Raw genomic sequence first — 26,059 nt, forward strand, 5'->3', positions numbered from 1 at the left:
GGAGTGTCGAGATGAGTGCCGACGAAAAGAGAATCCGCGAATTTGCGTATCAGATATGGGAATCGGAGGGTCGGCCCCACGGCCAGGATGCGCGTCATTGGGAAATGGCCCGCAAGCTGGCCGAGGCCGAAGCGCTGGCCCCTGACAAGACCGCAGCACGCAGCGCCAGCAAGCCGAAATTGCCCAAGGTCGATGGCCCCGCCGACACCAAGCCGGCGGCCAAGCCCAAGACCGCCAGCGCTGCCAAGCCAGCCGCCAAGGCCGCCGCGAAACCTGCCGCCAAGCCAAAGCCGGCACCCGCCGCCGCCAACGGCGAAACAGCCAAGCCTGCCGCGGTGAAAAAACCGCGCAAGCCCGCCGCCTCTTGACCCCGGCGGTGCCGCAGCGTCAGGCCCTGCGAGGGGCATCGACCCTGCGGCACCCTTCAAAACATTGTCCAGTTCAGCCGTGCCGCGCCCGTTGGGCGGTGGCAATGGTTTCGGCCGCCCGGAATTCATCTGTTTTCAGGAAATCACCATGAGCACCTCGTCCCAGAAAAATGCCCCCGACACTGCTGAGTACAAACCCTTGGGCCCGCGTATTCGTGAAGGACTGCCCTTCCCCCTGGGCGCCAACTGGGACGGCCTGGGCGTCAACTTCGCGCTGTTTTCCGCCAACGCCACCAAGGTCGAGCTATGCCTGTTCGATGCCACCGGCGAGATCGAGTTGGAGCGCATCGAGCTGCCCGAATACACCGACGAGATCTATCACGGATACCTGCCCGACGCGCATCCGGGGCTGGTCTACGGCTATCGCGTACACGGCCCCTACGATCCGCGCAACGGCCACCGTTTCAACCCCAACAAGCTGTTGATCGACCCCTATGCCAAGCAACTGGTCGGTCAGCTGAAATGGTCCGAGTCGCTGTTCGGCTACACCATCGGCCACCCGGATGGCGACCTGAGCTTCGACGAACGCGACAGCGCGCCCTTCGTGCCCAAGAGCAAGGTCATCGACCCGGCGTACACCTGGGGCCGTGACCAGCGGGTCGGCACCCCCTGGGACAAGACCATCCTCTATGAAACCCACGTACGCGGTTACACCAAGCTGCACCCAGCGGTGCCGGAAGAACTCAAGGGCACCTTCCTCGGCCTGAAGGTGCCGGAGGTCATCGACCACATTCGCAAGCTGGGCGTCACGTCGGTGGAGTTCCTGCCGATCCATGCCTTCGTCAACGACCAGCACCTGTTGCAGAAGGGCATGACCAACTACTGGGGCTACAACAGCATCGCCTTCTTCGCTCCGGACCCGCGCTACCTGGCCCACGGCAAGATCGCCGAGTTCAAGGAAATGGTCGCGCACTTCCACAAGGCCGGACTGGAGGTGATTCTCGACGTGGTCTACAACCACACCGCCGAAGGCAACGAACTGGGCCCGACCCTGTCGATGCGCGGTATCGACAACGCCTCCTACTACCGCCTGATGCCCGACGACAAGCGCTACTACATCAACGATTCGGGCACCGGCAACACCCTGGACCTCAGCCACCCCTGCGTGCTGCAAATGGTCACCGATTCGCTGCGCTACTGGGCCTCGGAAATGCACGTCGACGGTTTCCGCTTCGACCTGGCGACCATTCTGGGCCGCTACCACGACGGTTTCGACGAGCGCCACAGCTTCCTGGTCGCCTGCCGTCAGGACCCGGTGCTGCGCCAGGTGAAGCTGATCGCCGAACCCTGGGACTGTGGCCCCGGCGGCTATCAGGTCGGCGGCTTCCCGCCGGGCTGGATGGAATGGAACGACAAGTTCCGCGACACCGTGCGCGCCTTCTGGAAGGGCGACGAGGGTCAGCTGGCCGATTTCGCCGCACGCCTGACCGCCTCGGGACACATGTTCAACCAGCGCGGGCGCCGACCACAGGCCTCGGTGAACTTCATCACCGCCCACGACGGCTTCACCCTGCATGACCTGGTCTCGTACAACGACAAGCACAACGAAGCCAACGACGAGAACAATCAGGACGGCAGCAACAACAACCTGTCGTGGAACCACGGCGTCGAAGGCCCCACCGATGACGCCGAGATCAACACCCTGCGCCTGCGCCAGATGCGCAACTTCTTCGCCACCCTGCTACTGGCCCAGGGCACGCCAATGATGGTCGCCGGCGACGAGTTCGCCCGCACCCAGCACGGCAACAACAACGCCTACTGCCAGGACAGCGAGATCGGCTGGGTGAACTGGAACCTCGACAGCGACGGCGAGGCCCTGCTGAAGTTCGTCAAACGCGTGATCAAGCTGCGCCAGAGCTACCCTATCCTGCGCCGCAGCCGCTTCCTGGTCGGCGACTACAACGAGGAGATCGGCGTCAAGGACGTGACCTGGCTGGCCCCGGACGGCAATGAGATGAGCGTCGAGCAATGGCATGACCGCAACGGCCGTTGCCTGGGCATGCTGATGGACGGCCGTGCCCAGGAAACCGGTATTCGTCGTCCCGGCTCGGACGCCACCCTGCTGCTGGTGGTCAACGCCCACCACGAAGGCGTGGACTTCACCCTGCCGGAAGTGCCGGAGGGCACGCACTACACCTGCCTGATCGACACCAACCTAGAGGACACCCCGCGTAAGCAGCGTCTGGATTTCGGCACGCGCTACACCGTCACGCCGCGGTCCCTGTTGCTGTTCGGCGTGCAGCACGAGGATCAGGAGTGACCGCCATGCTCGAATCCTTCTTCAGCGAGCGTGATTTCACCCAGGCCGGCTGCGCCGAGCTGGGCGAGAGCCTGCGGGAGATGGTGCGCATGGGCCTGGCCGAGCTGCCGTTGCCAGCCGGCGGGCAGACCCTGGCGCGCTGGCAGGCGCTGGCCTGTGTCGCGGGCCAGGACCTGCGGCTGTGCAAGCTGTACGAAGGGCACACCGATGCGCTGGCGATCATGCACGAACTCGCCGCACCCGGCGTGCCCCAGGGTTCCACCTGGGGCATGTGGGCCGCCGAACCGCCGCAGGCCCGCCTGCGGGTCAGCGGCACGCCGCAGGCTGTGCAGCTCGATGGCCTGAAAGCCTGGTGCAGCGGCGCGGCGGTGCTCAGCCATGCGCTGGTCACCGCCTGGGACGAGCAGGAGCGCCAGCAACTGGTGGCGGTACCGCTCGCCCAGGCCGGTGTAGAGGTGACGGAAAACGGCTGGTGCGCGGTGGGCATGGATGCCACTGCCAGTGTCGAGGTGCGCTTCGAACGTGCCATGGGCTGGGCGGTCGGCGAGCCGGGGGATTACCTGAATCGCCCGGGCTTCTGGCATGGCGCGGTAGGTATCGCCGCCTGCTGGTATGGCGCGGCGCGGGCATTGGCCCTGCACCTGCCAGAACAACTCGGTGGCCGCGAAGAACCGCATGCGCTGGCCCACCTGGGGGCCGTGGATGCCGCGCTTTACAGTGCCGCCCGGGTTCTGCAGGGTGCGGCCCGCCAGCTCGACAACCGCCCCGATGATGATTGCGAACAACTGGCGCGGCGCTGCCGGGCCAGCGTCGAAGCCTGCGTCGAGGAGGTCATCGCGCATGTTGGCCGTGCCCTCGGCGCCGGCCCCTATTGCAAGAATGCCCGCTTTGCCCGCCTGGCCGCCGACCTGCCGGTGTTCCTGCGCCAGAGCCACGCCGAGCGGGACCTGGCGGTGCTGGGCAAACTGACCATCGTCCAGGACGCGACACGGAACTGGCGCCTATGAACGAAGGTTTCGTCGTTGGCACTGAACCTGACGCACGTGGCACGCCCCTGGCGGCCTGGCAAGGCTCGGCAAAGCTGGCCGCCCTGCCGGCCACCAGCGCCGACCTGCTGGTACCGCCCGGCTGCCGGGCGGTAATCGTCGCACCGCATCCGGATGACGAAGTGCTGGGTTGCGGTGGGCTGATGAGCCAGTTGCAGCAGTTGCAGCGCTCGATAATGCTGATCTCGGTGACCGACGGCACCGCCAGCCACCCCGGCTCGCCATTGTGGCCGGCGCAACGCCTGGCCCGCGAGCGCCCCTTGGAAAGCGCCGAGGCCCTGCGCCTGCTGGGCCTGCCCGATGACCTGCACTGGCGGCGCGCCGGTTTGCCGGATGGCGCCGTGGCCGCTCACCTGGCTGAGCTGGAGACGCTGCTGCTGGAGCACTTGCAGGTCAACGACGTGGTCTTCACCACCTGGAGCGGCGATGGCCACCCAGATCACGAGGCGACCGGCCGCGCCTGCGCAAGCGCCTGCCTGAACAGTGGCGCGCGTCTGGTGGAGTTCCCGCTGTGGGCCTGGCACTGGGCGACTGCGGAAGACGAGCGCCTGCCCTGGGACCGTGCGCGCAAGGTGCTGCTCGACCCCGCCTTGCTGGAAAGCAAGCGCCAGGCGGTACGCGCCTTCGCCAGCCAGCTGACGGGCGATCCCACTATAGGCCTGGAGCCGGTGCTGCCCGACTGGGCACTGGCGCGCCTGCTGCAACCGTTTGAAGTGGTGCTGCTATGAGCGTGGCCGATGAGTATTTCGCAGCGTTGTTTCGCGACAACGACGACCCCTGGGCGTTTCGCCAGCGCTGGTATGAGCGTCGCAAGCGTGCCCTGACCCTGGCCTGCCTGCCACGCCCGCACTATCGCTCGGTGTTCGAACCGGGCTGTGCCAACGGCGAACTGAGCGCCGAGCTGGCCAGCCGTTGCGACCGCCTGCTGGGCTGCGACACCTCGCCGCGGGCGGTGGAACTCGCCCGCCAACGCCTGGCCGCCTTCCCCCACGCCAGCGTGATGCAGGGCCGACTGCCGCAGGACTGGCCCGCAGGGCCGTTCGACCTGATCGTGCTCAGCGAGCTGTGCTACTACCTTGACGAGCACGACCTGCATGCTCTGCTCCGGCATGCCATGGCCTCGCTTAGCGACGACGGACAACTGCTGGCTTGCCACTGGCGACCGCACATCGACGGTTGCCCGCTGGAGGCCGAACAGGTTCACCGCATCCTTGGCGAGTACCTGCCCCTGCAACGGATCTGCACGCACCGCGAGCCGGACTTCCTGCTGGAAGTCTTCGGCCGCGAGGCGGCTTCAATAGCGCAACAGGAGTTCGACCATGATCGGCGTGCTTATCCCTGTCCACAATGAAGAACGGCACCTGAACCTGTGCCTGGCCAGTGTGCAACTGGCGGCGGTGCACCCCGGCCTGCTGGGCGAGACCGTGCGGATTCTCGTGGTATTGGACAGCTGCACCGACGGTTCGGCGATGATCGCCCGGCGCCGTGATGTCATGACCCTGGAGATCAACGCCCGCAATGTCGGCCAGGCCCGTAGCGTCGGCGCCCTGGCGTTGCTCGACCAGGGCGCACGCTGGCTCGCCTGCACTGACGGCGACAGCCGGGTGGCCGATGACTGGTTGTATGAGCAACTGGCGCTGCAAGCCGATGCGGTGTGCGGGACGGTGACCCCTGATGACTGGCATGAGGATTATCCTGCCGATGCCCGGGCCGAATACCATCGCCGCTACCAGCAGCGCGACGGGCATCGGCACATCCACGGCGCCAACCTGGGCTTCAGTGCCCAGGCCTATCGGGGCGCAGGCGGCTTCCCGGCGCTGCCCTGTCATGAAGACGTGCATCTGGTACGGCAGCTGGAGCTGACTGGCGCCCGCATTGCCTGGAGCTGCCGCCCCAAGGTGATCACCAGTGCCCGCCTCGACCCTCGCGCGCAAGGCGGTTTCGGCGACTACCTGCGCTCGCTGCCGGCCTGAACGGCCACTGATAAAGCGACGAAAGGCCTATAGGAGCGGCTTCAGCCGCAATACTGTTCGGTTAAGCGCTTTGCGGCTTGGTGGGAGCGAGCTTGCTCGCGAAAAGCGGGCAAAGTCGCTGAATTTGCTGTGAACGTGACGCCGCCTTCGCGAGCAAGCTCGCTCCCACGGGCTAACTGACCAGTATTGGCTTCAGCCGCGAAATCGCGAGGAAATTCACTGCATCTGCTGTGAACATGCGATCAATTCGCGGCTAAAGCCGTTCCTACCCGGTCTGACCGACCATTTACAGCGATAGCGTATATTTTCGCCGTTGAAGCGGCTCCTACAGATGACGCGCGGTCTGCATACCGGCGCGATCGCTTTCCGGCGTGCCCAGGACCTGGCTGAAGAACTGCCCGGCCTCGGTGCTCAGGGTGCGATGGATGTCCACCCGGTCGACACCTTCCGGGTCGGTGCACAGTACCGGCATCCTGGCGCGCTGTTCATCGCTGCACGGCGCCATGAACACGAAATGCCCGGCCCCGGCCAGGCGCTTGTAATCGGGCGCCTGCGGCAGTTTGCGGGCCAGGGCCTCGGCGTTCATCTCCGGCGCCAGCAGGTGGTCGCTGTCGCCGGCGTACATCAGTACCGGAACGTGCACGCTACTGAGGGTCTGACGACCGAAGCTCAGGCTCAGGGGTGCCATCAGCAGCAGCGCCGCCACACGCGGATCGGCCTCGGCATGCAGGTCTTCGCGGTCGGCGAGCAGCCAGCCGCGGGTCTTGCAGGCGTCCTGGTCATCAGGACGCTCCTCGCAGTAACGACGCAGGCGTTGCAGGTCCGGTTGCGCACCGGCGAGGATCAAGGCCGTCTCCCCGCCAGCCGAATAGCCGATGACCCCGACCTGGCTGGCACTGAGGTAAGGCGACAGCAGCGCATCGTCCAGCGCGGCGGTGATCGCCGCCGAGATCTGCAGCGGGCGCCCGTACAGATTGCTCAGGCTGCCCAGCCGGCTATGGTCGCGATCGTTGTCGCCAGGGTGCACCACCGCTACCACCACGAACCCCTGATGCGCCAGTGCCGTCGCCAGATCATGCATGGCCAGCGGCGTACCGGTATTGCCATGCGACAGCATCAGCAACGGGAAACGCCCCATGGCCACCGGCAGGTCGCGCCCCGCCTCGACCTGATAACCGCGCAGGTCACTGACCTCGCTTTCGGCCGTCGAGGGGTAGAAGGCGATGGCGTGCATCGTCTGCTCGTCCAGCGGATCGGGAAAATGCAGCACATGGAAGCCGACGCTCCAGTCGTCATCGGCACTGGCCTGCACCGAAACGATGCCGTCGAGCAGACATAACAGCATTACTGCACACAGACGCAGCATGGTGGTATCCCCTCTAGGTTGCGCTTTCCAGCCGTCAGCACGGATAGACGGCGTGTCACGGTGTTGAGACACCAGACCTCATCAATTAGTGCACAACCCGGGCCACTCTGCGTCGACTTGGCGATTCTCTTCAGCGGCGGTTCAGCGGTCGAAACGTTCCGCCAGCTGACGCAGGGCCGCGATCTGCCCGTCGATGGCCTGGCTGATGCGCTGGCCCTCCACGGCCTTTGCCGCACTCAGGCTCGACAGCTCGGCCACCGCCATCACCTGGCGATTCAGGTCCTGGGCAACCTGGCCCTGCTGTTCCATGGCGCTGGCGATCTGTGCGCTGGTGTCGAAAATCTGCTCCAGGGCCCTGTTCACCCCTTCGAAGCTGTCATTCACCGAGCCCACCGCGATACGGCCCTGCTCGGCGAACACCTGTCCTTCACGGGTCAGCATCACCGCGCGCTCGGTATGCTGGCGGAAGTCCTGCAGCAGCGGCTGAATGTCCAGCGTGGCCTGTTGCGTGCGGCTGGCCAGCAGGCGTACTTCATCGGCCACCACGCTGAAGCCGCGCCCCGCTTCGCCAGCCCGCGCCGCCTCGATGGCCGCATTGAGCGCCAGCAGGTTGGTCTGCGCGGCGATCGAGCTGATGATGTCGGTCATGCTGCCGATCGCCTCGGTGGACGCGGCCATCTGCTCGGCGGCGCGGCTGATGTCTGCCACTGCGGTGGCCAACCGCTGCATCGCTGCCAGGCTGCGCCCGGACAATTGCTGGCCCTGGCCGGACAACTGCAGGGCCTGCCGGGTGGCATCGGTGCTGTCATGCAGGTTGCGCGACACGTCCTGGATGGTCGCGGCCATCTCGGTGAGCGCCACCACGGACTGCTCCGACTCGGCGCGCTGGTGCGCCAGCCGCTGTGCTTCGGCCGCGATCAACGCCACCAGTTCGGTCATGTGCTGCTCGATTCGCGTACTGCCCAGGCCAATGCGCGCCAGCGCGGTCTGCAGGCGGGCCTCGGCGCTGAGCAAGGCCATGTCCAGGCTGGCATTGGCACCGGGGCCGCCATAGATCTGCGCCAGGGCATGGTCGGCATGCACCTTGGGGTGACGCTCCAGCAACTGGGCAAGCTGCCGGTTTCGGTACCAAGCGTGGCCGGCCCAGCCTGCCAGCGCGGCGGCCAGGGCCAGCGACGCTTGCGGCCAGATGAATCCCAGCGCCAGCAACGCCGCCGCGCCGCTCAGCAGCGACGCGCCTCGGGCCAGCCAGGCGCCCTGCGGCCCGTGCAGGCGCCAACGGGCATACAGGCGCTGCGCGCGGCGGATCTGCTCGCTGCTGGCCGGAAGGTAAACGGCACCATAACCCTCCACGCCCGCAGCGCCATAGACCGGCTTGATGTACAGGTTCAGCCACACGGCCACGCCCTCCCGGCTGCGGTTGCATACCAGCCCCAGCCAGGGCCGCTGCTGCCCGAGGCGGCGCCACAGGCGGCTGAACAGCGCCGTCGGCATATCGGTATGCCGCAAGCGGCTGAACGGCTGCCCGGTCAATTCTTCGACCGAGTAGCCGTGCAGGCGAGCGAAGGCTTCACTGCACTGAAGGATGCAACCGGCGAGGTCGCTGCGGCAGACCAAGGCTGCCTCGATCGTGGAACCCTGCATAACCTGCACCCGCAAGAAAGAAGGCCTGCCCGCAGGCAGGCAGAAGATCAGAAGTGATGGACGTAGCGCACCTGAAGCCGGCTGCCCTCTGGACGGTTCTCGACGTCCTGTTCGAAATAGGCATTGGCGAACAGGTGGTCATGGGGCGAGAAGCTGTACATCACCCCTGGCCCGATGGCCCAGACCTTTTCCCGGCGCCCCGCGACGTCGTGACCGTCGAAGCGCGTGTCGCTGATCTGCTTGAGCCAGTAGCCGTTGATGCCCAGACGTAGGTGTTCGGTGACCGCGTATTCGGTCGTGAAGTTGGCATGCAGCGCCTGGCCAGCCTGTACGTCGTCGATATCGCCCAGAGAGCGCACCGGTTCGTCGTTCTTGCCGTTGTACAGATAGTGCGCGCGCACCGAGGCGGTCCATTTCGGCGTGAACCAGTAGGTGGCGGCCCAGTACGGGTTGAACGACCAGGCATTGTTGCCCGGGTTGATGTCGCGATCGCGGTCATACTCGCCGGTGGGCAGGTTGACCTGCAGTTCGATGCGCTGCACGAAGCGTGGCCCGTCAGGGCCCATCACCGGGTCGAACTGGATGAACGGGCCGATCAGCAGGTCCCCCACCCCGCCCTGCCCCTTGAGCGCCAGGTTGTCCAGGCCATCATCGACCTTCATGCGCGTCAGCACCGGCAGCACCATGTTCAATCCCAGGCTGCCATTGCCCAGACGCAGGTCCGACAGGTAGCTGAGCTGGGTCAGCCACAGCTGGTAGTCGATTTCATGCTTGGGCAGACCCAGGTCCTTGCCGTCCTGATCGCGCAGATGGTTGGCCGAGTAGTTCTGGAAATACTGCTGCAGGTACCAGCCACCGCCGGCTGGCAGGCCGCCGTCCATGAAACTGGTCAGGCCCAGGTTGAGCGCCGGCAGGTCATAGGCTCCGGCCAGCGGTGCGCCGGCCAGGCCGGCGGTGAAGAGACAAGTGGAAAGCCGCTTTTTCATGTTTCGCGTCCCCGTTGCTGCAAGAAAGTGACGGCAGGCTTACTGGGCCAGGGCCGGATGCTGGGCGGCGATCCGGTAGCGGCCAGCGTGGAAGACCAGCGGTTCTGCGCCGCTGTATCGGTATTGCTCGATCTCGCCAATGAAGATCAGGTGGTCGCCGCCCTCGTACTGGGTGACGTTGCGGCACACCAGGGCGGCAACCACGTCATCGAGCACCGGCATGTCGGCCTTGCCCAGGGCATAAGGCACACCCGCGAACTTGTCCGGGGCCGGGCGGGCGAACTGCCCGGAAATCTCATGCTGATGCGCACCCAGGATGTTGATCGCGAAATGGCTGGCACCGAGGAAATCGTTGAGGCTCATGGCCGAGCGAGCCAGGCTCCAGAGCACCAGCGGCGGGTCCAGGGACACCGACGAGAAGGAGTTGGCGGTCATGCCCACGTTGCGGCCATCGGCCGTGCGGGTGGTGATCACGGTGACACCGGTGGCGAACTGGCCCAGCAGGTTGCGCAGTTCACGGGCGTCACGGTCCTGAACTTCGAACAGTTCGGCAGGGGTAGCGGAATTCATGGTGTGGGGTACTCCGTCAGGCATCAGGTTGGCGTGGGGTCAGGCGGCCTGTTGGCTCATCTTCTGGATGAAGTGCTGGCACTGGCCGGCGTCGAACCACCAGGGCGCGAACTGGCGCGGGTCATCGAAACCGTTGCTGATCGCGCTGGCCAGCGGCTGCGAGGCGCTGGCGGCACCCAGCAGTTGCAGCAGATGGGTCGCAGGCGGCTGCAGCAGCGTGTTGGTCCATTCCACGACATGACGGGCGTAGCTCCAGTACTGCTCGAAGGTCTGCTCCATCCACTGCGCCGTGAAAGGCCTTGCACCTTGGGCGAGAATGGCGTCGAGGTAGACCTTGCTGCATTTGGCCGCATTGTTGGCGCCCTGCCCGGTGATCGGGTCGTTGACCACCAGGGCATCGGCCATACCGAACACCGGGCGGCCCGAAGGCAGGGTCAGCACCGGCTTGCGAACCGTCGGGGTGAAGCGCCCGGAGAGGAATCCGTTGTCGTCGGTCAGGCTCAGGTCGCTGCAGCGCTCGGCTTCCCAAGGCAGGTAGCGGCGCACCAGTTCCTGGCTCTTGGCCAGATGCTGCTCGGGGCTGGTGATACCCTGCCAGCAGTCCAGCGGCCCACCCGGAATGCCTTCGAAGACCATGATTTCGCAGGGGCCATTGAGGGTCAGCGCCGGAAACACGAAATACTCGCCAACGCCTGGTATCAGGTTGAAGGCCACCCGCGAATACGGCGACATGGGTCGCATGCCCTGCACGTAGGTCAATGACAGCGCGCGCTGCGGCGCGCTGTAGACACTGCGCTGCGCATCGCGGGCGAACTGGTTGACCACCTCGCCCTTGCCGGCGGCCAGCAGCACCAGCTCATGGCTGGCCGACAAGCCCTCCAGCTCGGCGATGCCGACGTCTTCGATGCGCAGCTCGCCGCCGCGCCGGGTGAACTCTTCCATCCACACCGGCATCTTCAGGCGCTGGTCCACCGACTGCGCGTAGCGCTCCAGCCGTGCGCTCCAGCTGAACAGCGACTGGCCCGGCACCTCGGGATTGACGACATTGAGGCCGATCCCTTCCACAGCCGGACACTGTTCTTCCCAGAAATTCAGCCCCTGGTCACGCTCGGTCTGCAGGGCGCTGTGGAACATGCACTGGCTGGACATCACCTTGCCGGCGCGAATCTGCTCACCGGTGCGGTTGGTCACCAGGGTGACTTCGTAACCTTTGTCCAGCAGTCCCAAGCCCAATTGCAGACCGGCCTGGCCGGCTCCCACGATAGCGATACGACGCATTTTTATTCTCCATTGGATCGAAGGATCGGCGCAGCGGTGGCGCCGAGAGGTTGAGGCGGCAGGTGCTTCAATCGGCCAGGCGGGGAATCGCCGGTCGGTTCTGCTCCGGCCCCATCACCGAATAGCCACCGTCGACGGCATAGTCGGCGCCGGTGACGAAGCTGGCCGCCGGCGAACACAGGAAGGTCACCACGTTGGCCACTTCCTGCGGCTCGCCCAGGCGCCCCAGCAGGTGGTAATCGGCGGCTACCCGGTCAGCGCGGCCACGGTCGCCACCGCTGGCCTCGGCGATCACCCGCGACCAGGTCCAGCCCGGCGACACCGAGTTGACCCGAATGCCGTCCGGGGCCAGGTCCATGGCCATGCTGCGAGTCAGTTGGGCGATGGCCGCCTTGGACACCGGATAGATCCAGCGCCCGGTCTGCGCGCAGCCAGCGGAAATCGAGGTGAAATTGACGATGGCTCCGCGGCGCTGCCTGAGGTCGTCGTGCAGCGCCTGGGCCAGCGCCACGGCCGACACCAGATTGATGTCCAGGGCGCGCAACCAGTCTACCCGCGACGAGGCGAAGCCATCGTCCAGGTAGGTACAGGCCAGGTTGATCAGCAGATCGACTGGCCCGAATTGCCCGCGGATGCGCTGCAACACGGCGGCCAGTTGCTCGTCACGGGTGATGTCCAGCGCTTCGAAGCTGGCCTGGGAGCCAAGCAGCCTGGCGGCCTCTTCGCCGGCCTTGGCGTCGATGTCCAGCAGCACTACACGGGCGCCGGCGGCGATCAGGCCACTGGCTACGGCCATGCCGATCAGCGTGGCGCCGCCGCTGACCAGCGCGAGCTTGCCGTGCAGGGCCTTGTCATTGATGAACGCGCTCATGCTCAGGCCCCCGCACTGTCGGCCCAGTTGGGCATCAGGGTGTTGGACGGCAGGCTTTCGTCGCGCAGCTTGTCGGCCGTCTCGCGGCCGGCCACCGGCAACCCGGTCGGATCGAGCAAGCCAATCTGCACCAGCACACTGGCCTGGTCCCAGTAGATGTGTTCATGGCACAGCTTCGGCCCGCGGAAACGCACCACCCCCAGCATGGGGATCTCGACCTTGCGCCCCGTGGGCGGCACGCCGGGCAGCAGCCAGTCGATGACGCTGTCGTGGGTGAAGGTCATGATGAATTCATCGACGATCTGGGTTTGCCCCACGGTGCGCGAGATCGGCGTCAAAGCCATGTCGGCCGGGTTGCCGTGCACGAAGTGGTACTGGTAGAAGCGGCTGAGTTGAGCATGGCCGACGCCGCCGGTCATGGTCGGAATGTGATTGACGTAGGGTTCGGCGACCATGGTCGCCATGGTGGCGGGTACGTCGCGGGTGTCGAACTCATGGCGAATGTGCTCTTCCCACAGCGCAGACAGGTCATAGTCGGGGCCGATGCTCAGGCGCAGCGCCGCGACACTGCGTTCATGGGCGATCTGCGCAGCGGCTTTGTCGTAGTGATGGCCGGCAGGCCGCGCAAAGGCATGGTCCACGCCGGGATAGGCATGCGTGGTCAGGCCCGGCACCTGCTGCGCGGCGCGTTCGATAGCGGCCTGGGCCTCGGGTGGGCAGAACTGGTCGTTACCGGCCAGATGCAGGACCAGGCGCCGACCCTGCAGCCCTTCCAGTTCCTGCAGGGCATTCTCGATGCCTACGCCGTAGTAGCCCACCGCGCACGCCACTTCAGGCAGACGGCAGGCGGCCAGGTAGGCCAGCTTGCCACCCAGGCAGTAACCCACCACGCCCTTGCCTCCCGGCGCGCATTCGGCCAGGCCGGTCAGGGTCGCCAGGCTGCTGGCGATGTCGGCCACGCCCAGGTTCTCGTCATAGGCCTGGTACAGCGTGAAGGCCTTGGCGAAATCGGCCTCGGTATAGCCCAGCTCGATACCCGGTGCCTGGCGCCAATACAGGTCTGGCACCAGCACCGTATAGCCTTCTTCAGCGAGGTGGTCGGCCACCTCGCGCATCGCCGGGTTGACCCCGAAGATCTCCTGGCAAAGCACCACGCCAGGCCCCTGCCCGCCGACGGCGGTGGCCAGGTAGGCCTGGAACTGTTCGCCCGAGGCGGCGGTGACCGGGATATAGCGACCTTTCATGAGCATGTCTCCATCCTGCTGGGAAGTTGGAAACATTCTTGCGGCGCCTGGCGCCCGCTCACTATCCGCTCAGTGCAGGGTTGTCCGATCCGTGCATGAATCTGGCTATCGCGCTTTTTTCGAAAATTGGCGCAGCGATTGCTAGCTCTACAGGAAAGCCCCCTTGGAGGGGTCATAAGAAACAGCAGAGGCGCCCCACTATCCGCAGACTGCGAACGCTATCCGGATAGTGCGAAAGTCGGGTAACAGGACGGCGCACTCTGCTCGCAAACCGTGCGTGCGCGAGGTAGAACATGAACGTCGAAAACCGCCTGCCGGCCGGCAGCGACTGCTTTGCCCAGACCCGGCTGTTCACCCCCGAAAACCGCCTGTTCCTGCTCAACGATGCGGAAAGCATCCGGCACAAGGTCAGCGGCGTCTTCAAGGCCCACGAACTGCGCTCGGCGCGCGGCTCGCAGGCCATCAGTGCCTCGATGCACCACCTGCGGCGTGGCAGCCTGTCGCTGTCGCGCCTGGAGTACGGTGCAGCGGTGCTGATCGATCCCGGACGGCTGGAAGACTTCTTTCTGCTGCAGATGCCGATTCGCGGCAGCGCCGAGATCGACTGCGACGGCCAGACGTTCACTTCTTCGTCAGCCTGTGCCTCGCTGATCTCCCCGGACGCCCCGGTGCAGATGCGTTGGGCCGCCGATGCCCCACAACTGACCCTGCGCCTGGAGCGCGCCGACCTGGAGCAGCATTGCCGCCAGCATCTGGGGCATGCTCTGGACAACCCATTGCGTTTCGCCGCCGCCGTGCAACTGGACAACCCCGGCGGCCATTACATCCTGCAGCTGCTGACCACGCTGGTCGACGCGCTGAGCTGCGAAATGCACCCGATCCAGCAGCCGCTGGTGCTCAAGCAGTTCGAGTCGACGCTGTTCAACGCCCTGATCTACGGCCAGCCAAACAACCTGCGCCATCTGGATGCCGCCGCAGACCGGCGCAAGGTCTCGCCGTGGTTCGTCAAGCGCACCGAAGAGTACATCCAGGCCCACGCCAACGAACCGCTCAGCGTCGAACAGCTGGCCGAGTACGCCGAGGTGAGCGTACGCACCCTGTTCGCCGGCTTTCGCGAGTTCACCGGCACCAGCCCGATGGCCTACCTGCGCGATGTGCGCCTGGCGCATGTGCATGAGGAACTGTGCGCCAACCCTGGCGCGTCAGTGACCGACGTGGCGCTGAAATGGGGCTTTGCCCACCTGGGACGATTTTCCCAGGAATACCGCAAGCGCTATGGCGAACTGCCCTCGCGGACCCTGCGTTTTCGCGCCGCCGCCTTGGCGTCTGCCCAGGCGGCACGCTGAGCCTGAGCGTGTCAGGCGCCTGCCAGCTCGTGCAGCTCAAGCCGCTGAATGTCCGCAGCGGCTGCCTGCAACGCCTGAGCGCGAGGTTGCTCACCATAAGCCAGGCCGTGGGCGCGGATGAACTGCACGTCGGTGATGCCCAGAAAGCCGAACAGCACCTTGAGCAGTTCCTCGTGCCCTACCCCTGTCGGCTGGCCGACATGCAGGCCACCGGCGGTAGACACGACAAAGACTTTCTTGCCGCCACACAAGCCTTGCGGGCCGGTCTCCGTGTAACGGAAGGTGGTCCCGGCGACGGCGATGCGGTCGTACCAGGCCTTGAGCTGACTGGGGATGGTGAAGTTGTACATCGGCGCGCCGATGACCAGCAAATCGGCGCGCAGGAATTCATCTAGAATGGCGCTGTTGCCGAGCACTTCCTGCTGCTGCGCCGCACTGCGCTGCGCCTCGGGCGTGCCTGCGGCGGCCAGGCTGGCGGCCGAGAAGTGCCCCGGCTCGACGGCGGCCAGGTCACGATAGGTCACCTGGCTGGCGGGCGTGGCGGCGCGCAGCGCATTGACGACCTGCTGGCTGAGCTCGCGCGAGACCGAGTGCTCGCCAAGGATGCTGGAATCGATATGCAGAATGTTCATGACGTCTCCTGAATGAAGGTCGCCCAGGGCGACAGATGGCGTCATCCTACAGACCGTCACAATCAATGATTAGCTACGCAAAATGCGACGCACCGTTCCATTGGCAGAACAGTTTTCCTGGATCGACTCGAACTGCTCGGCGAACGCATCGAGCAGGCCGCGCACGGCCGGCAGCAGGCCCCGGCGCGACGCGAACACCGCGTGAACGATGCCGCAGGCCGGCGGGTGTTCGGGAAACAGCTCGACCAGACGGCCTTGCAGCAGATCCTGCTGGATCATCGCATCGGGCAGTTGCGCCACGCCCACTCCCGTCAGCGCGGCCTGGTGCAGCACATGCAGGTCGGAGCTGACCAGTCGCGGATCGTGACGCACCTCGCGATAGTGGTCGGCCGCCTCTCGCAGGCGCCAATGGTGCTCGTTGTTGGCTGCCGGCTGGGCCACACTGGGCAGCGCGGCCAAGCCGCTGATGCCGGCCCCTGCTTCAAGCCGCGCGGCCAGTTGCGGGTGAGCCACCAGGGTCTGCGCGCTGCGCCCCAGCACCTTGACCACCAGGCCGTCGTCTTCCAGCGGCGGAAACCGCACGCGCAAGGCAATATCGATGGGCTCGACCAACGGATCGACGCGACGATTGCTGCTCTCCACATGAACCTGCACCTTGGGATAGGTGGCCATGTAGCGGGCAATCGCCTGGTTGATACCAATGCTGGCCAACAGCGGTGGACAACTGATCGACACCTTGCCCTGAGGCTCGGCACGCGAGCGCAACATCGACTCTTCGGCCGCCTCGGCCTCCACCAGCATGGCCATGCAGTGTCCGTAGTAGGTGCGTCCGCTTTCGGTGACCGAGAACTTGCGCGTGGAACGCTGGATCAAGCGCACCCCCAGGCGCTCTTCAAGGCCACTGACGCGGCGACTGAGCCTCGATTTGGGGATGCCCAGCTTGCGGGCGGCCGGGGTGAAGCCCTGGCAATCCACCACCTGGACGAAGTAATAGAGGTCGTTGAGATCGAACACCGGGCCACCTATGGATCGAGCGAGGTGGCCAGTATGCCAGCGGGCCCGCCTTCAAAGGCAGGCCCGCTACGGTCAGCGGGCGGTAAGGAAGTCCAGTACCGGCTGGGTAAAAGCGGCGCCGGCCTCGACGTTGGACAGGTGCGCGGCATGCAGGTCGACCTGACGGGCATTGGCGATGCGCTCGACCATGAAACGCCCGTGCTCGGGGGTGGTCACCGCGTCTTCGGTGCCGCACACCACCAGCACCGGCAGCTGGATCGAGGCGATCTGCTCGCGAAAATCGGCATCGCGGACCGCTGCACAGTTGGCCGCGTAGCCCTGTGGAGACGTCTGCGCAAGCATGCCGACGATGGGCTCTACCTGAGCGGGCGCGCGTTCGGCAAAGGCCGGAGTGAACCAACGGGCGATGGATGCATCGCGCAGGGCGAGCATGGCGGCCTGGCCATCGCGCAGCACGGTTTCGATGCGCGGGTTCCACACCTCGGGGCTACCGATCTTCGCCGCGGTGTTGCACAGCACCACGCGCTCCAGACGCTGCGGCGCATGGATCGCCAACCACTGACCGATCAGGCCACCCATCGACAGACCGCAGAACGACGCCTTGGCAATGTCCAGGGCATCCAGCAGCGCCAGCACGTCGCGGGCATTCTGCTCGATGCTGTAGGGCCCTTCGCTGACCAGCGAGCGGCCATGGCCACGGGTGTCGTAGCGCAGTACCCGGAAATGCTCGGTAAAGGCCGGTATCTGGGCGTCCCACATGTGCAGGTCGGTACCCAGGGAGTTGGACAGCACCAGCACCGGCTTGTCGGCCGGGCCTTCGAGCAGGTAGTTCAGTTCGCCATCGGCGAGAGGCACGCTGGACATTCGCGGCTCCTGTGTCGGGGAAAGCCTGCACACTAAGGTCTGGCAAAGCGTGAGACAATCCGCGGCTCGATTAACCGTGCGACTATCGAACACCTTTGCCCCGGAGATTCGCCCTATGCGACGCGAAACCATCGCTGCCTTTTGCCTGCAACTGCCCGGTGCACGCGAGGATTACAAATGGGGTGGCGTGCGGGTGTTCTCGGTGGCGGGCAACAAGATGTTCGCGACCATGGACCTGGCCGGAGACGGCGTGTCGTTCAAGGTGGGCGCCGAGCTGTTTCTCGGCTATGTCGACCGTCCCGGCATACGCCCGGCACCTTACCTGGCCCGGGCGCACTGGATCAGCCTGACCCACCTGGACGCCATGGGCGACCAGGAACTGCGCGACCTGCTGACCCGCTCGCACCAGCTGGTGGTGAGCAAACTGCCCAAACGCCAGCAGGTCGGCCTGCTGGTTTGAACGCATGGGATTCTACTGGCTCGGTAGAAGCGGCTCTCGCCGCGCAAGGACCAGGAAACTCGCTGCAGCTGTTGTGAGCATGAAGGGGCCTGGTGGCTGAAGGCGCTTCTGCCGGCGCCACGGGCTGGTCTCTACAGCAGCAGGCCTGAGAAGCGTCTGTCCAGCAGCAACCAATCGACCCAGACCGCCTGATGCACGATGACGATCAGCCAGAACAGTGCCTGGTAACTGAGTTTGCGAGTCTTGTGACGATACAGCTGCTGGGCCAGCAAGGCGCCAGGCCAGCCACCCAGCGCCTCCACCAGGTGCAGCCGCCTCTCCGGGGTACGCTGGCCACCTTGCCCGGCCTGGCGCTTGTCATGCCGGTAGAGCCACAGGGCCAGCAGGCTCATGCACAGGTAGGCCAGGGCCACCGGCCACAGGCCCTGCACGCGCCACAGGCTGGCCGCCCCCAGCACCGGCAGGGCGCACAGGGCCAGCCACACCAGCAGCTTGAGGCGCGGCGCACGCATGGGCGGCCGCGAGGCAGCGACGCTGCGGGTGCGCGCCCTCAAGCCTGAGCCGTCGACCAGTCGACCCAGCCGAACAGCCAGGTGGCAAGGATCAACAGGCCGAAGGCGATGCGATACCAGGCGAACAGCGCATAGCTGTGGGTGGCGATGAACTTCAACAGGCCTCGCACCGCAATCATGGCGAACACGAACGACACCACAAAGCCGACGGCGAACACGGCGAAGTCATCGGGCTGGAACAGGTGGCGGTACTTGTAGCCGGAGTACACCGCTGCACCGACCATGGTCGGCATGGCCAGGAAGAACGAGAACTCGGTGGCGGCCTTGCGTGACAGGCCGAACAACAGGCCGCCGATGATGGTCGAGCCGGAGCGCGAGGTGCCGGGAATCATCGCCAGGCACTGGGCGCAGCCCACCTTCAAGGCGTCGCTCCAGCGCATCTCATCGACATGCTCGACACGGATCACATGCTCGCGGCGTTCGGCCCAGAGCATGATGATGCCACCGACCACCAGGGCGACGGCGACGGTGATGGGATTGAACAGGTAATGGTGGATCAGATCGGAAAACAGCACACCCAGCACCACCGCCGGCAGGAAGGCCAGCAGCAGGTTGACGGTGAAGCGTTGTGCACGCCGCTGGCTGGGCAGGCCCAGCACCACCTCGAAGATCTTTGCGCGAAACTCCCACACCACCGCAAGAATGGCACCCAGCTGGATGATGATATTGAACGCCAGGGCTCGCTCACCACCGAAGCCGATCAGGTCGGCGACGATGATCTGGTGCCCGGTGCTCGAGACCGGTATGAATTCGGTCAAACCTTCCACGATGCCCAGAATCATCGCCTGGACAGCGGCCCATACATCCATCTTTCCCCCATGAGGCGCGACCTTGCAGCGCGCCAGTCAGTCTTGTGATTGGTAAACATTGCGCTGGAGCCGTACAACCTTGCCCTTCTCCTCGCGAAGCGCGCAAATCCTAGCAGACGCCGCCGCAGCGCGCCTGTCGGCTGGCTGTCTGAGTTTCCTTGGCAGCAAGGCCAATCCGCACTCCCCCCAGGCGCGCCAAGCGCTTACAATCGCCGGCCACCCAGACCCATCCCTGCCAAGGAGCCTCCATGTCCCCCATCGAACTGTTCGCTGCCGCCCTGGGTGTGCTCGCGGTGTGGCTGACTGTCCGCCAGAACCCACTGTGCTGGCCGATCGGTCTGGTCATGGTGCTGATCTACAGCTGGATCTTCTTCGACGTGAAGCTCTACTCCGACATGCTTCTGCAACTGGTCTACGCCGTGCTGCAGGTATACGGCTGGCTGCAATGGACCCGCCACGGGCACGGCCTGCCAGTGCGCGCGGTCACCGCGCTGAACGCCGGCGCGGTGTTCACTGGCCTGGCTGCCGGCGCGGTGCTCAGTGTGGCGCTGGGCGCCGGCATGGCGCACTTCACCGATGCCGCACAACCCTGGCTGGACGCCGCGCTGACCGGTTTCAGCCTGGTCGCGCAGTTCTGGATGGCGCAGAAACGTCTGCAATGCTGGCCCCTGTGGATCATTCTCGATGTGATTTTCGTCGGCCTGTTCGTCTACAAGGCCCTGTACCTGACTGCAGCGCTGTATGCGCTGTTCACTCTGCTGGCCATCCAGGGCTGGCGGGAGTGGCGCGCCACCCTGGCACCTGCGCAATGAAGGTGCTGGTGCTCGCCGGGCCGGAATCCAGCGGCAAGAGCTGGCTGGCCGAAGAGATACAGCGCTGCTTCGGCGGCATCCAGGTCGGTGAATACGTACGCCATTTCATCGACCGTGAAGGCCGCGACACGCGGTTTTCCGACATCACCCCCATTGCCGAAGGGCAACTGGCCTGGGAAGACAGCGCCCGCAGCGGTAATCCGGAACTGCTGATCCTCGACACCCATCTGCTGAGCAATATCCTCTGGAGCCGTACCCTGTTCCACGATTGCCCGGCGTGGATCGAACCCGCGCTGCTCAGCCGACGCTACGACCTGCACCTGTTGCTCAGCCCGCAAGGCGTGCCGTGGTGCGACGACGGTCAGCGCTGCCAGCCCGAAATGGCCGACCGCCAAGCGTTTTTCGAGGCGAGCCGCCAGTGGCTGCTGCTGCATCGCCAGGCGTTCCAGGTCATCGAGGGTGACTGGGCGCAGCGGCGCGACACCGCGCTGCGCTGCGTGAAGGCGCTGCTTGACGCTGGTCAGGCCGCACCTCAGCGGATCTGATGCTTGTGCAGCAGGCGGTAGAAGGTCGGCCGGGAAATCCCCAGGACCTTGGCCGCCACACTGAGGTTGTCGCTGTGCCGGGTCAGCACGTCGCATAGCGCTTGCCGCTCGGCCCGCGACTTGTATTCGTCCAGCGTCCCCATGCTGCTGGCCATCTCCTCTTCGCCCAGCAAGCCCAGGTCAGCGGCTTCGATCTGCCGCCCCTCGGCCAGCACCAGCCCGCGCCTGACCCGATTGGCCAGTTCACGGACGTTGCCGGGCCAGTCATGCTTGCCCATGGCGATCAACGCATCCTGGCTGAAGTTACGTGCCCGCCGCCCGGTTTCCTGGCTGTAGAAGTGCGCGAAGTGGTTGGCCAGCATCGCCAGGTCTCCGTGCCGTTCCCTTAGCGGCGCGGTACCGACTTGCAGGACGTTGAGCCGGTAATACAGGTCTTCGCGAAAGCGCTTCTTGCGAATTGCCGCCTCCAGGTCGACATGGGTGGCGGCGATGACCCGCACATCCACGGCGACCGGTTCGCTGCCGCCGATCCGCTCGATCTGTCGGTCCTGCAGGACACGCAGTAATTGGCCCTGGGCCTCCAGCGGCAGATCACCGATTTCGTCTAGAAACAGCGTGCCGCCGTCAGCCGCCTCGATCTTGCCGATCTTGCGCTCCTGGGCACCGTTGAAGGCGCCCTTTTCGTGGCCGAACAACTCGGCATGTACCAGGTGCTCGGCCATGGCCCCGCAATGCACGGCAATGAATGGCTGGTTACGGCGCTGCGACTGGCTGTGCAGGGTCCGCGCCACCAGCTCCTTGCCGGTGCCGCGCTCGCCACGAATGAGCACCGGCGATTCGGTAGGCGCCAGTTTGCTGAGCAACCGGCGCAGCTCTCTGATCGGCCGGCTTTCGCCGAGCATTTCGTGCTCGCCGACGGAGGACTGAACACTGCCCTGGGCCCGCAGGCGCGCCATGCCATAAGCGCGTCCGAGCGTCACCTGCATGCGCGCCACGTCGAACGGCAGGGTATGAAAGTCGAAAAACCATTCACAGACGAAATCGCCGATCTTTTCCCGGCGCAGGTCCTCGGGGGTCAGCACGGCAATCCATTGGGTCTTGCTTCGGGTGATGAGCTCGCGCACGACTTCGGGGTGCTCGAAGTGATAAGGCAACAGGCGGATCAGGCCGATGTCGCAGGCCTGATCGAGCGCCGACTCCAGCGAGCGGCTGTCGACGGCCCAGCCTGCGGCCTCCAGCACCGGAATCAATTGCTGGCAATCATCACAGGGGTCCACGATCAACAGACGTCGCGATGGGGCCGGTTCGGTCATGAGAGGTTCCTTGGCGCACGGCGTCGATGAAATTGACGAAAAGGCTTTATAAACAGTGTGTTGAGTCCACTGGATGTTACGTTAGCAAAAAATTGACACAGCCTTGTATCGTTTGCATCTAAGGCTCATAACCGAAGCTTATTTACCGGCCAGGCTCGACGAACGGTGGGGTCGATATTGAACAAGAGGTCAATAAAGGAGTCACACGACACGAATTAAAAAGATCGTGGATTTACGACATCGGCGATAAATGTAAAAAGCCTGAAAATAATTCGTTCAATGTGTGACTTGCGTCGCGGCGCGAGCTTCAACACCAATAAGCAGCCGGACGGTGAGCCCGCCGACGAGTCTGCACTGGACTGATTGGGCTATTTTGAGGAATTGACCATGAATGCCCCACTGCGCTTCAACGATGCACTGCTGATTGCTGACCAGGCCTTCCATCCCTTCAAGTGCGTGGCGTGGGCCCCACAGGATGGCAACGGCGAAGTGAGCCTCAGCGTGTTCGACCGCTTCAGCGCACGTATCGGCCGCCGGCAACTTCCACGCGGAACTTACTCCGACCCTGTGCGTTTGGCTCGTGCCTTGCGCGAAGCGCGCGAGGAACTAAGCCGCGAGGGTTACACACTTCAGCCTTGGACCATGCCCGCCTGAGGCCCAACTAAGAGACTCTTTCTCTACTGATGCAAAGTGGCATTTCGTTATTAACGTGATGTCACTTTCGTGGGCTTGAAAGTGCCCATTAGCAACTTTCTGAAACAATATCTTTGCAGGTTTTCATTCCCCTGCCTTACCCTGCGCTCTTTGCCATAAGCCGCTCCATTGTCGGGGCGGTCTTTGGTCGCCAAGGGAGCCAGACCCCGTGCTGCACACGCTTGCCATCGAAAACTACCGCTCACTGCACAGCCTGGAGCTGGCCCTGGGACGCCTGACAGTGGTCACCGGCGCCAATGGCAGCGGCAAGTCGAACCTGTACCGGGCCCTGCGCCTGTTAGCGGATACCGCGCACGACGGCGTGGTGCAAAGCATCGCTCAGGAAGGTGGACTGGATTCGTGTTTCTGGGCCGGCCCGGAGAAATTCTCCCGCGCCATCCTGCAGGGTGAAGCCCCGGTGCAGGGTCTGCAACGCAGCCGCCCGCAGCGCATGCGCCTGGGGTTCGCTGGCGAAGACTTCAGCTATGCACTGAGCCTCGGACTGCCAGAGTCAAATTCTGGCGAAGCCTTCGACCGCCCCTCGCTGTTCAGCCGCGACCCGCAGATCAAGCGCGAGATGATCTGGGCGGGACCGGTGTATCGGCCAGCCTCGGTGCTGGTAGAGCGCAAAGGCGCCGCCGTGCGCATGCGTGACGCCAGGCAATGGCGCACCCTGACCACCCAACTGCCAGACTTCTACAGCCTGTTCGATACCGGTGGAGCTATCGATTGCCCGGAAATCCAGACCCTGCGCAACAACCTGCGCAACTGGCGCTTCTATGATCACTTCCGAACCGACGCAGCCGCCCCGGCGCGCCAGCCACAGGTCGGCACCCGCACGCCAGTCTTGCACCACAGCGGCCGGGACCTGGCGGCCGCGCTGCAGACCATCCGTGAAATTGGCGACCCCGCCGCCCTGGACGCAGCGATCGACGATGCCTTTCCCGGCTCGCGCATGCAGATCAGCGTGCGCGACGGGCTTTTTCTCCTGGCCCTGCAGCAACCGGGCATGCTCCGGCCGCTGGCGGTCAGCGAACTGTCGGACGGCACCTTGCGTTATCTGCTGCTGGTCGCCGCCCTGCTCACCCCTCGCCCACCGACGCTGATGGTGCTCAACGAGCCGGAAAGCAGCCTGCACCCCGATCTGCTGCCGGCACTGGCACGGCTGATTATCCAGGCTGCCCGTCATGGCCAGGTGTGGGTGGTATCGCATTCCAGCCGTCTGGTGGCAGCCCTTGAACGCAGTCCCGAATGCGTCAGCCTGATTCTGGAAAAGCAACTGGGCCAGACCCGCGTGCAAGGCCAACAGGGTCTGTTGGACGGACCTGCCTGGCGCTGGCCGGACTAGGTCCAATACTGTTCGCTTAAGCGGCATGTGGCACGGTGGGAGCGGCTTTAGCCGCAAAAGCGCCAGGAAAATCACTGCATCTGCTGTGAGCAGGCGGTCGCTTCGCGGCTGAAGCCGCTCCTACCCGGCCTAATTGACCAGTATTGGCTTTAGCCGCGAAAGCGCCAGGAAACTCACTGCATCTTTTGTGAACATGCGATCGCTTTGCGGCTGACGCCGCTCTCTCGCTCTAACAATCAGTTTCGCCTGCAGGCTGAACGCCCACCGCTCTCAAGCTGGCAACGTTGGCAGTGCCTGCACATGGCAATAGTCGAGCGCCAGCCCCTCAGCCAGCGCTCTGGCGCGGCCCAGGCGGATCGGGCCGTTTTCCAGGTCGACCAGCACGCCAGCGCAGTTCAATGCAGGCAACGCCGGCAGGCGCGCCAGACGCCCGTCGGTGAGCAGCAGCAGGCGCTGCTGTTCCGAAGGGTGACGCCGTCGGCGCTGTTCCAGCCATTGCGCCGCCAGCTGTAACGCCGCCTCCAGCGGAGTGCCGCCACCGGCCCCCAATTGCGCCAGCCAACCTTGCAGGGCCCGTGATGCCTTGAGTCCCTGGTACTGCCAACGCGGTTCCTGGCCGCTGGCGGTGAGCAGCGCCAGTCGCGCGCGACGCCGATAGGCATCATCGAAGGCCTGCGCAAGCACGCCTTTGGCCAGGCTAAGCCCCTGGTTGCGTCGGGTCGAGGCTGAGGCGTCGACAATCACCAACCACACTTCCCTGGGGCGCTGACTGCGTGGCTGGCGCACCAGATCGATCGCCCGCCGCGGTCGCCCGCGCAATAAGGTGGGCACCCAGGCGACCGGCCCATCGCGGCCGGCCCGCGCCGCCCCCAAGCGGCCGCCGGCCAGCTTGCCAGACCTGGGGTTGGCATCCGCTGCCCTGGCCGAACGGGAGCGGATGCCTAGGGCTTTTTTGGCCAGGTCGGCACCTGCCGACGCGCAGCGCCTGGCACCGGCTGCGCCGGCAGCTCACCCCAGTTGCCCTGGCCTGAATCCTGCCCTGCGCCTTGATTACCTGCGTCTGGTGCGGGAGGTGGGGAATTTTCTGCGTTCTGATTAGGGGTGGTATTACGGCGACGATGACGCAAGGCGAACTCGGCCACCGCGTCGATATCTTCCTCGCTGATCGCCTCGGCGCCGCGCCAGGCAGCATGCGCGCGCGCCGCGCGCAGCCAGACCAGATCGGCGCGCAGGCCATCGACACCCGCTGCGAAGCAGCGCTGGTTGATTCGCTCCAGGCTGTGCTCGTCCAGCTCGATGCGCACCAGACGCTGGCGGGCCTGCTCGCAGCGCTGTTGCAGGGCTTGCTGCGCCTCGCGCCACTGCGCGCAGAAACCCGCAGGATCGGCGTCGAATTGCAGGCGGCGGCGAATGATCAGGCCACGCTCGGCGGGTTCGGGCTGCCCGTCCAGCGCGACATTCAGGCCAAAGCGGTCGAGCAACTGCGGCCGCAGTTCGCCCTCCTCCGGGTTCATGGTGCCAATCAGGATGAAGCGTGCCGGGTGCCGATGGGAAATGCCGTCGCGCTCGACCAGGTTGGTGCCGCTGGCGGCGACGTCCAGCAACAGGTCGACCAGATGGTCGGCCAGCAGATTGACCTCATCGACATACAGCACCCCGCCATCGGCCTTGGCCAGCACCCCTGGCGAGAACCGCGCCCTGCCCTCGCCCAGCGCCGCATCAAGGTCCAGCGTGCCCACCAGGCGTTCCTCACTGGCGCCGAGCGGCAGAGTCACGAACGGGCCGTCGGCGAGCAGGTCCGCCAGGCCACGGGCCAGGGTCGACTTGGCCATGCCCCGCGGCCCCTCGATCAGCACCCCGCCAATTCGGGGGTCGATGGCATTCAGGCACAGCGCCAGCTTCAGCGGCTCGGCGCCCACCACCGCGGCCAGCGGAAAATGCGGCTGTGCGTCGGCGGCAAAACTAGGGGTGGTATTAGGCACGTC

The 26,059-nt window shown here is 65.2% G+C and carries 27 protein-coding genes; 12 read left to right on the forward strand and 15 right to left on the reverse strand.

Annotated elements, in window-relative coordinates; all coding sequences use genetic code 11:
- Window positions 1-11: 11 nt before the first annotated feature.
- From QZ497_RS11665 to QZ497_RS11690, 6 genes are all read left to right on the forward strand, one after another.
- A complete protein-coding gene (locus QZ497_RS11665) occupies window positions 12-368 on the forward strand; it encodes a DUF2934 domain-containing protein (protein WP_295474713.1) in 357 nt (118 codons plus the stop codon).
- Between the two features lie 148 nt (window positions 369-516).
- Window positions 517-2,688 (forward strand): glycogen debranching protein GlgX, encoded by a 2,172-nt coding sequence (gene glgX / locus QZ497_RS11670; RefSeq protein WP_295474716.1) that lies wholly within the window; start codon window positions 517-519, stop codon window positions 2,686-2,688.
- Between the two features lie 5 nt (window positions 2,689-2,693).
- On the forward strand, window positions 2,694-3,695 hold the full coding sequence (locus QZ497_RS11675; protein WP_295474719.1) for an acyl-CoA dehydrogenase: 1,002 nt from the start codon (window positions 2,694-2,696) through the stop codon (window positions 3,693-3,695).
- Window positions 3,692-4,462 (forward strand): PIG-L deacetylase family protein, encoded by a 771-nt coding sequence (locus QZ497_RS11680; protein ID WP_295474722.1) that lies wholly within the window; start codon window positions 3,692-3,694, stop codon window positions 4,460-4,462. The genes QZ497_RS11675 and QZ497_RS11680 overlap by 4 nt, the downstream gene beginning before the upstream one ends.
- Entirely contained in the window at window positions 4,459-5,085 is a 627-nt protein-coding gene (locus QZ497_RS11685) for an SAM-dependent methyltransferase (protein WP_295474725.1), read from the forward strand. Before QZ497_RS11680 ends, QZ497_RS11685 begins: the two co-directional genes overlap by 4 nt.
- Window positions 5,054-5,707, forward strand: a complete 654-nt coding sequence (locus tag QZ497_RS11690; protein WP_295474728.1) for a glycosyltransferase — start codon at window positions 5,054-5,056, stop codon at window positions 5,705-5,707. Before QZ497_RS11685 ends, QZ497_RS11690 begins: the two co-directional genes overlap by 32 nt.
- Before the next feature lie 325 nt (window positions 5,708-6,032).
- Here the strand turns inward: QZ497_RS11690 and QZ497_RS11695 are convergent, their stop codons facing one another.
- From QZ497_RS11695 to QZ497_RS11725, 7 genes are all read right to left on the reverse strand, one after another.
- Window positions 6,033-7,073, reverse strand: a complete 1,041-nt coding sequence (locus QZ497_RS11695; protein ID WP_295474731.1) for a dienelactone hydrolase — start codon at window positions 7,071-7,073, stop codon at window positions 6,033-6,035.
- A 141-nt stretch (window positions 7,074-7,214) separates the two neighbouring features.
- A complete protein-coding gene (locus QZ497_RS11700) occupies window positions 7,215-8,717 on the reverse strand; it encodes a methyl-accepting chemotaxis protein (RefSeq protein WP_295474734.1) in 1,503 nt (500 codons plus the stop codon).
- A 47-nt stretch (window positions 8,718-8,764) separates the two neighbouring features.
- Window positions 8,765-9,703 carry a transporter gene (locus QZ497_RS11705; protein WP_295474736.1) on the reverse strand — a complete coding sequence of 313 codons (939 nt, stop codon included), beginning with the start codon at window positions 9,701-9,703 and terminating at the stop codon, window positions 8,765-8,767.
- A 39-nt stretch (window positions 9,704-9,742) separates the two neighbouring features.
- Window positions 9,743-10,273, reverse strand: a complete 531-nt coding sequence (locus QZ497_RS11710) for a flavin reductase family protein (RefSeq protein WP_295474738.1) — start codon at window positions 10,271-10,273, stop codon at window positions 9,743-9,745.
- 39 nt (window positions 10,274-10,312) lie between these two features.
- The gene (locus QZ497_RS11715; protein ID WP_295474741.1) at window positions 10,313-11,551 is read right to left on the reverse strand and encodes a styrene monooxygenase/indole monooxygenase family protein; all 1,239 of its coding nucleotides are present in this window, start codon (window positions 11,549-11,551) and stop codon (window positions 10,313-10,315) included.
- Window positions 11,552-11,618: 67 nt separating this feature from the next.
- Window positions 11,619-12,422, reverse strand: coding sequence for an SDR family oxidoreductase (locus tag QZ497_RS11720; protein ID WP_295474744.1), 804 nt, complete (start codon window positions 12,420-12,422; stop codon window positions 11,619-11,621).
- Between the two features lie 2 nt (window positions 12,423-12,424).
- The gene (locus QZ497_RS11725; RefSeq protein ID WP_295474747.1) at window positions 12,425-13,666 is read right to left on the reverse strand and encodes a dienelactone hydrolase family protein; all 1,242 of its coding nucleotides are present in this window, start codon (window positions 13,664-13,666) and stop codon (window positions 12,425-12,427) included.
- 293 nt (window positions 13,667-13,959) lie between these two features.
- On the opposite strand from QZ497_RS11725, the gene QZ497_RS11730 reads away from it, so the two are divergent.
- Entirely contained in the window at window positions 13,960-15,012 is a 1,053-nt protein-coding gene (locus tag QZ497_RS11730) for an AraC family transcriptional regulator (RefSeq protein WP_295474750.1), read from the forward strand.
- 11 nt (window positions 15,013-15,023) lie between these two features.
- Here QZ497_RS11730 and QZ497_RS11735 read toward each other — a convergent pair whose 3' ends face one another.
- From QZ497_RS11735 to pcaD, 3 genes are all read right to left on the reverse strand, one after another.
- The gene (locus tag QZ497_RS11735; RefSeq protein ID WP_295474753.1) at window positions 15,024-15,644 is read right to left on the reverse strand and encodes an FMN-dependent NADH-azoreductase; all 621 of its coding nucleotides are present in this window, start codon (window positions 15,642-15,644) and stop codon (window positions 15,024-15,026) included.
- Between the two features lie 69 nt (window positions 15,645-15,713).
- A complete protein-coding gene (locus QZ497_RS11740) occupies window positions 15,714-16,658 on the reverse strand; it encodes a LysR substrate-binding domain-containing protein (RefSeq protein ID WP_365355855.1) in 945 nt (314 codons plus the stop codon).
- A gap of 72 nt (window positions 16,659-16,730) precedes the next feature.
- Window positions 16,731-17,522, reverse strand: coding sequence for a 3-oxoadipate enol-lactonase (gene pcaD, locus QZ497_RS11745; protein ID WP_295474756.1), 792 nt, complete (start codon window positions 17,520-17,522; stop codon window positions 16,731-16,733).
- Between the two features lie 115 nt (window positions 17,523-17,637).
- On the opposite strand from pcaD, the gene QZ497_RS11750 reads away from it, so the two are divergent.
- Window positions 17,638-17,982, forward strand: a complete 345-nt coding sequence (locus tag QZ497_RS11750; RefSeq protein ID WP_295474759.1) for an MmcQ/YjbR family DNA-binding protein — start codon at window positions 17,638-17,640, stop codon at window positions 17,980-17,982.
- A gap of 131 nt (window positions 17,983-18,113) precedes the next feature.
- Here QZ497_RS11750 and QZ497_RS11755 read toward each other — a convergent pair whose 3' ends face one another.
- Both QZ497_RS11755 and QZ497_RS11760 read right to left on the reverse strand, forming a co-directional pair.
- Window positions 18,114-18,494 carry a DUF1294 domain-containing protein gene (locus QZ497_RS11755; protein WP_295474762.1) on the reverse strand — a complete coding sequence of 127 codons (381 nt, stop codon included), beginning with the start codon at window positions 18,492-18,494 and terminating at the stop codon, window positions 18,114-18,116.
- Window positions 18,495-18,532: 38 nt separating this feature from the next.
- A complete protein-coding gene (locus tag QZ497_RS11760; RefSeq protein ID WP_295474765.1) occupies window positions 18,533-19,363 on the reverse strand; it encodes an undecaprenyl-diphosphate phosphatase in 831 nt (276 codons plus the stop codon).
- Between the two features lie 248 nt (window positions 19,364-19,611).
- Here QZ497_RS11760 and pnuC point away from each other — a divergent pair, with 248 nt between their 5' ends.
- Window positions 19,612-20,175 carry a nicotinamide riboside transporter PnuC gene (gene pnuC, locus QZ497_RS11765; protein WP_295474768.1) on the forward strand — a complete coding sequence of 188 codons (564 nt, stop codon included), beginning with the start codon at window positions 19,612-19,614 and terminating at the stop codon, window positions 20,173-20,175.
- Window positions 20,172-20,720 (forward strand): AAA family ATPase, encoded by a 549-nt coding sequence (locus QZ497_RS11770; RefSeq protein WP_295474771.1) that lies wholly within the window; start codon window positions 20,172-20,174, stop codon window positions 20,718-20,720. Before pnuC ends, QZ497_RS11770 begins: the two co-directional genes overlap by 4 nt.
- Here the strand turns inward: QZ497_RS11770 and QZ497_RS11775 are convergent.
- Window positions 20,708-22,033 (reverse strand): sigma-54 dependent transcriptional regulator, encoded by a 1,326-nt coding sequence (locus tag QZ497_RS11775; protein WP_295474773.1) that lies wholly within the window; start codon window positions 22,031-22,033, stop codon window positions 20,708-20,710. The genes QZ497_RS11770 and QZ497_RS11775 overlap by 13 nt on opposite strands.
- A 387-nt stretch (window positions 22,034-22,420) precedes the next feature.
- Here QZ497_RS11775 and QZ497_RS11780 point away from each other — a divergent pair, with 387 nt between their 5' ends.
- Both QZ497_RS11780 and QZ497_RS11785 read left to right on the forward strand, forming a co-directional pair.
- Window positions 22,421-22,687 (forward strand): hypothetical protein, encoded by a 267-nt coding sequence (locus tag QZ497_RS11780; protein ID WP_295474776.1) that lies wholly within the window; start codon window positions 22,421-22,423, stop codon window positions 22,685-22,687.
- A gap of 208 nt (window positions 22,688-22,895) precedes the next feature.
- The gene (locus tag QZ497_RS11785) at window positions 22,896-24,074 is read left to right on the forward strand and encodes an AAA family ATPase (protein WP_295474779.1); all 1,179 of its coding nucleotides are present in this window, start codon (window positions 22,896-22,898) and stop codon (window positions 24,072-24,074) included.
- Window positions 24,075-24,344: 270 nt separating this feature from the next.
- On the opposite strand, the gene QZ497_RS11790 is transcribed toward QZ497_RS11785, so the two are convergent.
- A complete protein-coding gene (locus QZ497_RS11790) occupies window positions 24,345-24,962 on the reverse strand; it encodes a VWA domain-containing protein (protein ID WP_295474833.1) in 618 nt (205 codons plus the stop codon).
- A 53-nt stretch (window positions 24,963-25,015) separates the two neighbouring features.
- A complete protein-coding gene (locus tag QZ497_RS11795) occupies window positions 25,016-26,056 on the reverse strand; it encodes an AAA family ATPase (protein ID WP_295474782.1) in 1,041 nt (346 codons plus the stop codon).
- Between the last annotated feature and the right edge of the window lie 3 nt (window positions 26,057-26,059).

The sequence above is a fragment of the uncultured Pseudomonas sp. genome (assembly GCF_913777995.1).
Taxonomy (GTDB): Bacteria; Pseudomonadota; Gammaproteobacteria; order Pseudomonadales; family Pseudomonadaceae; genus Aquipseudomonas.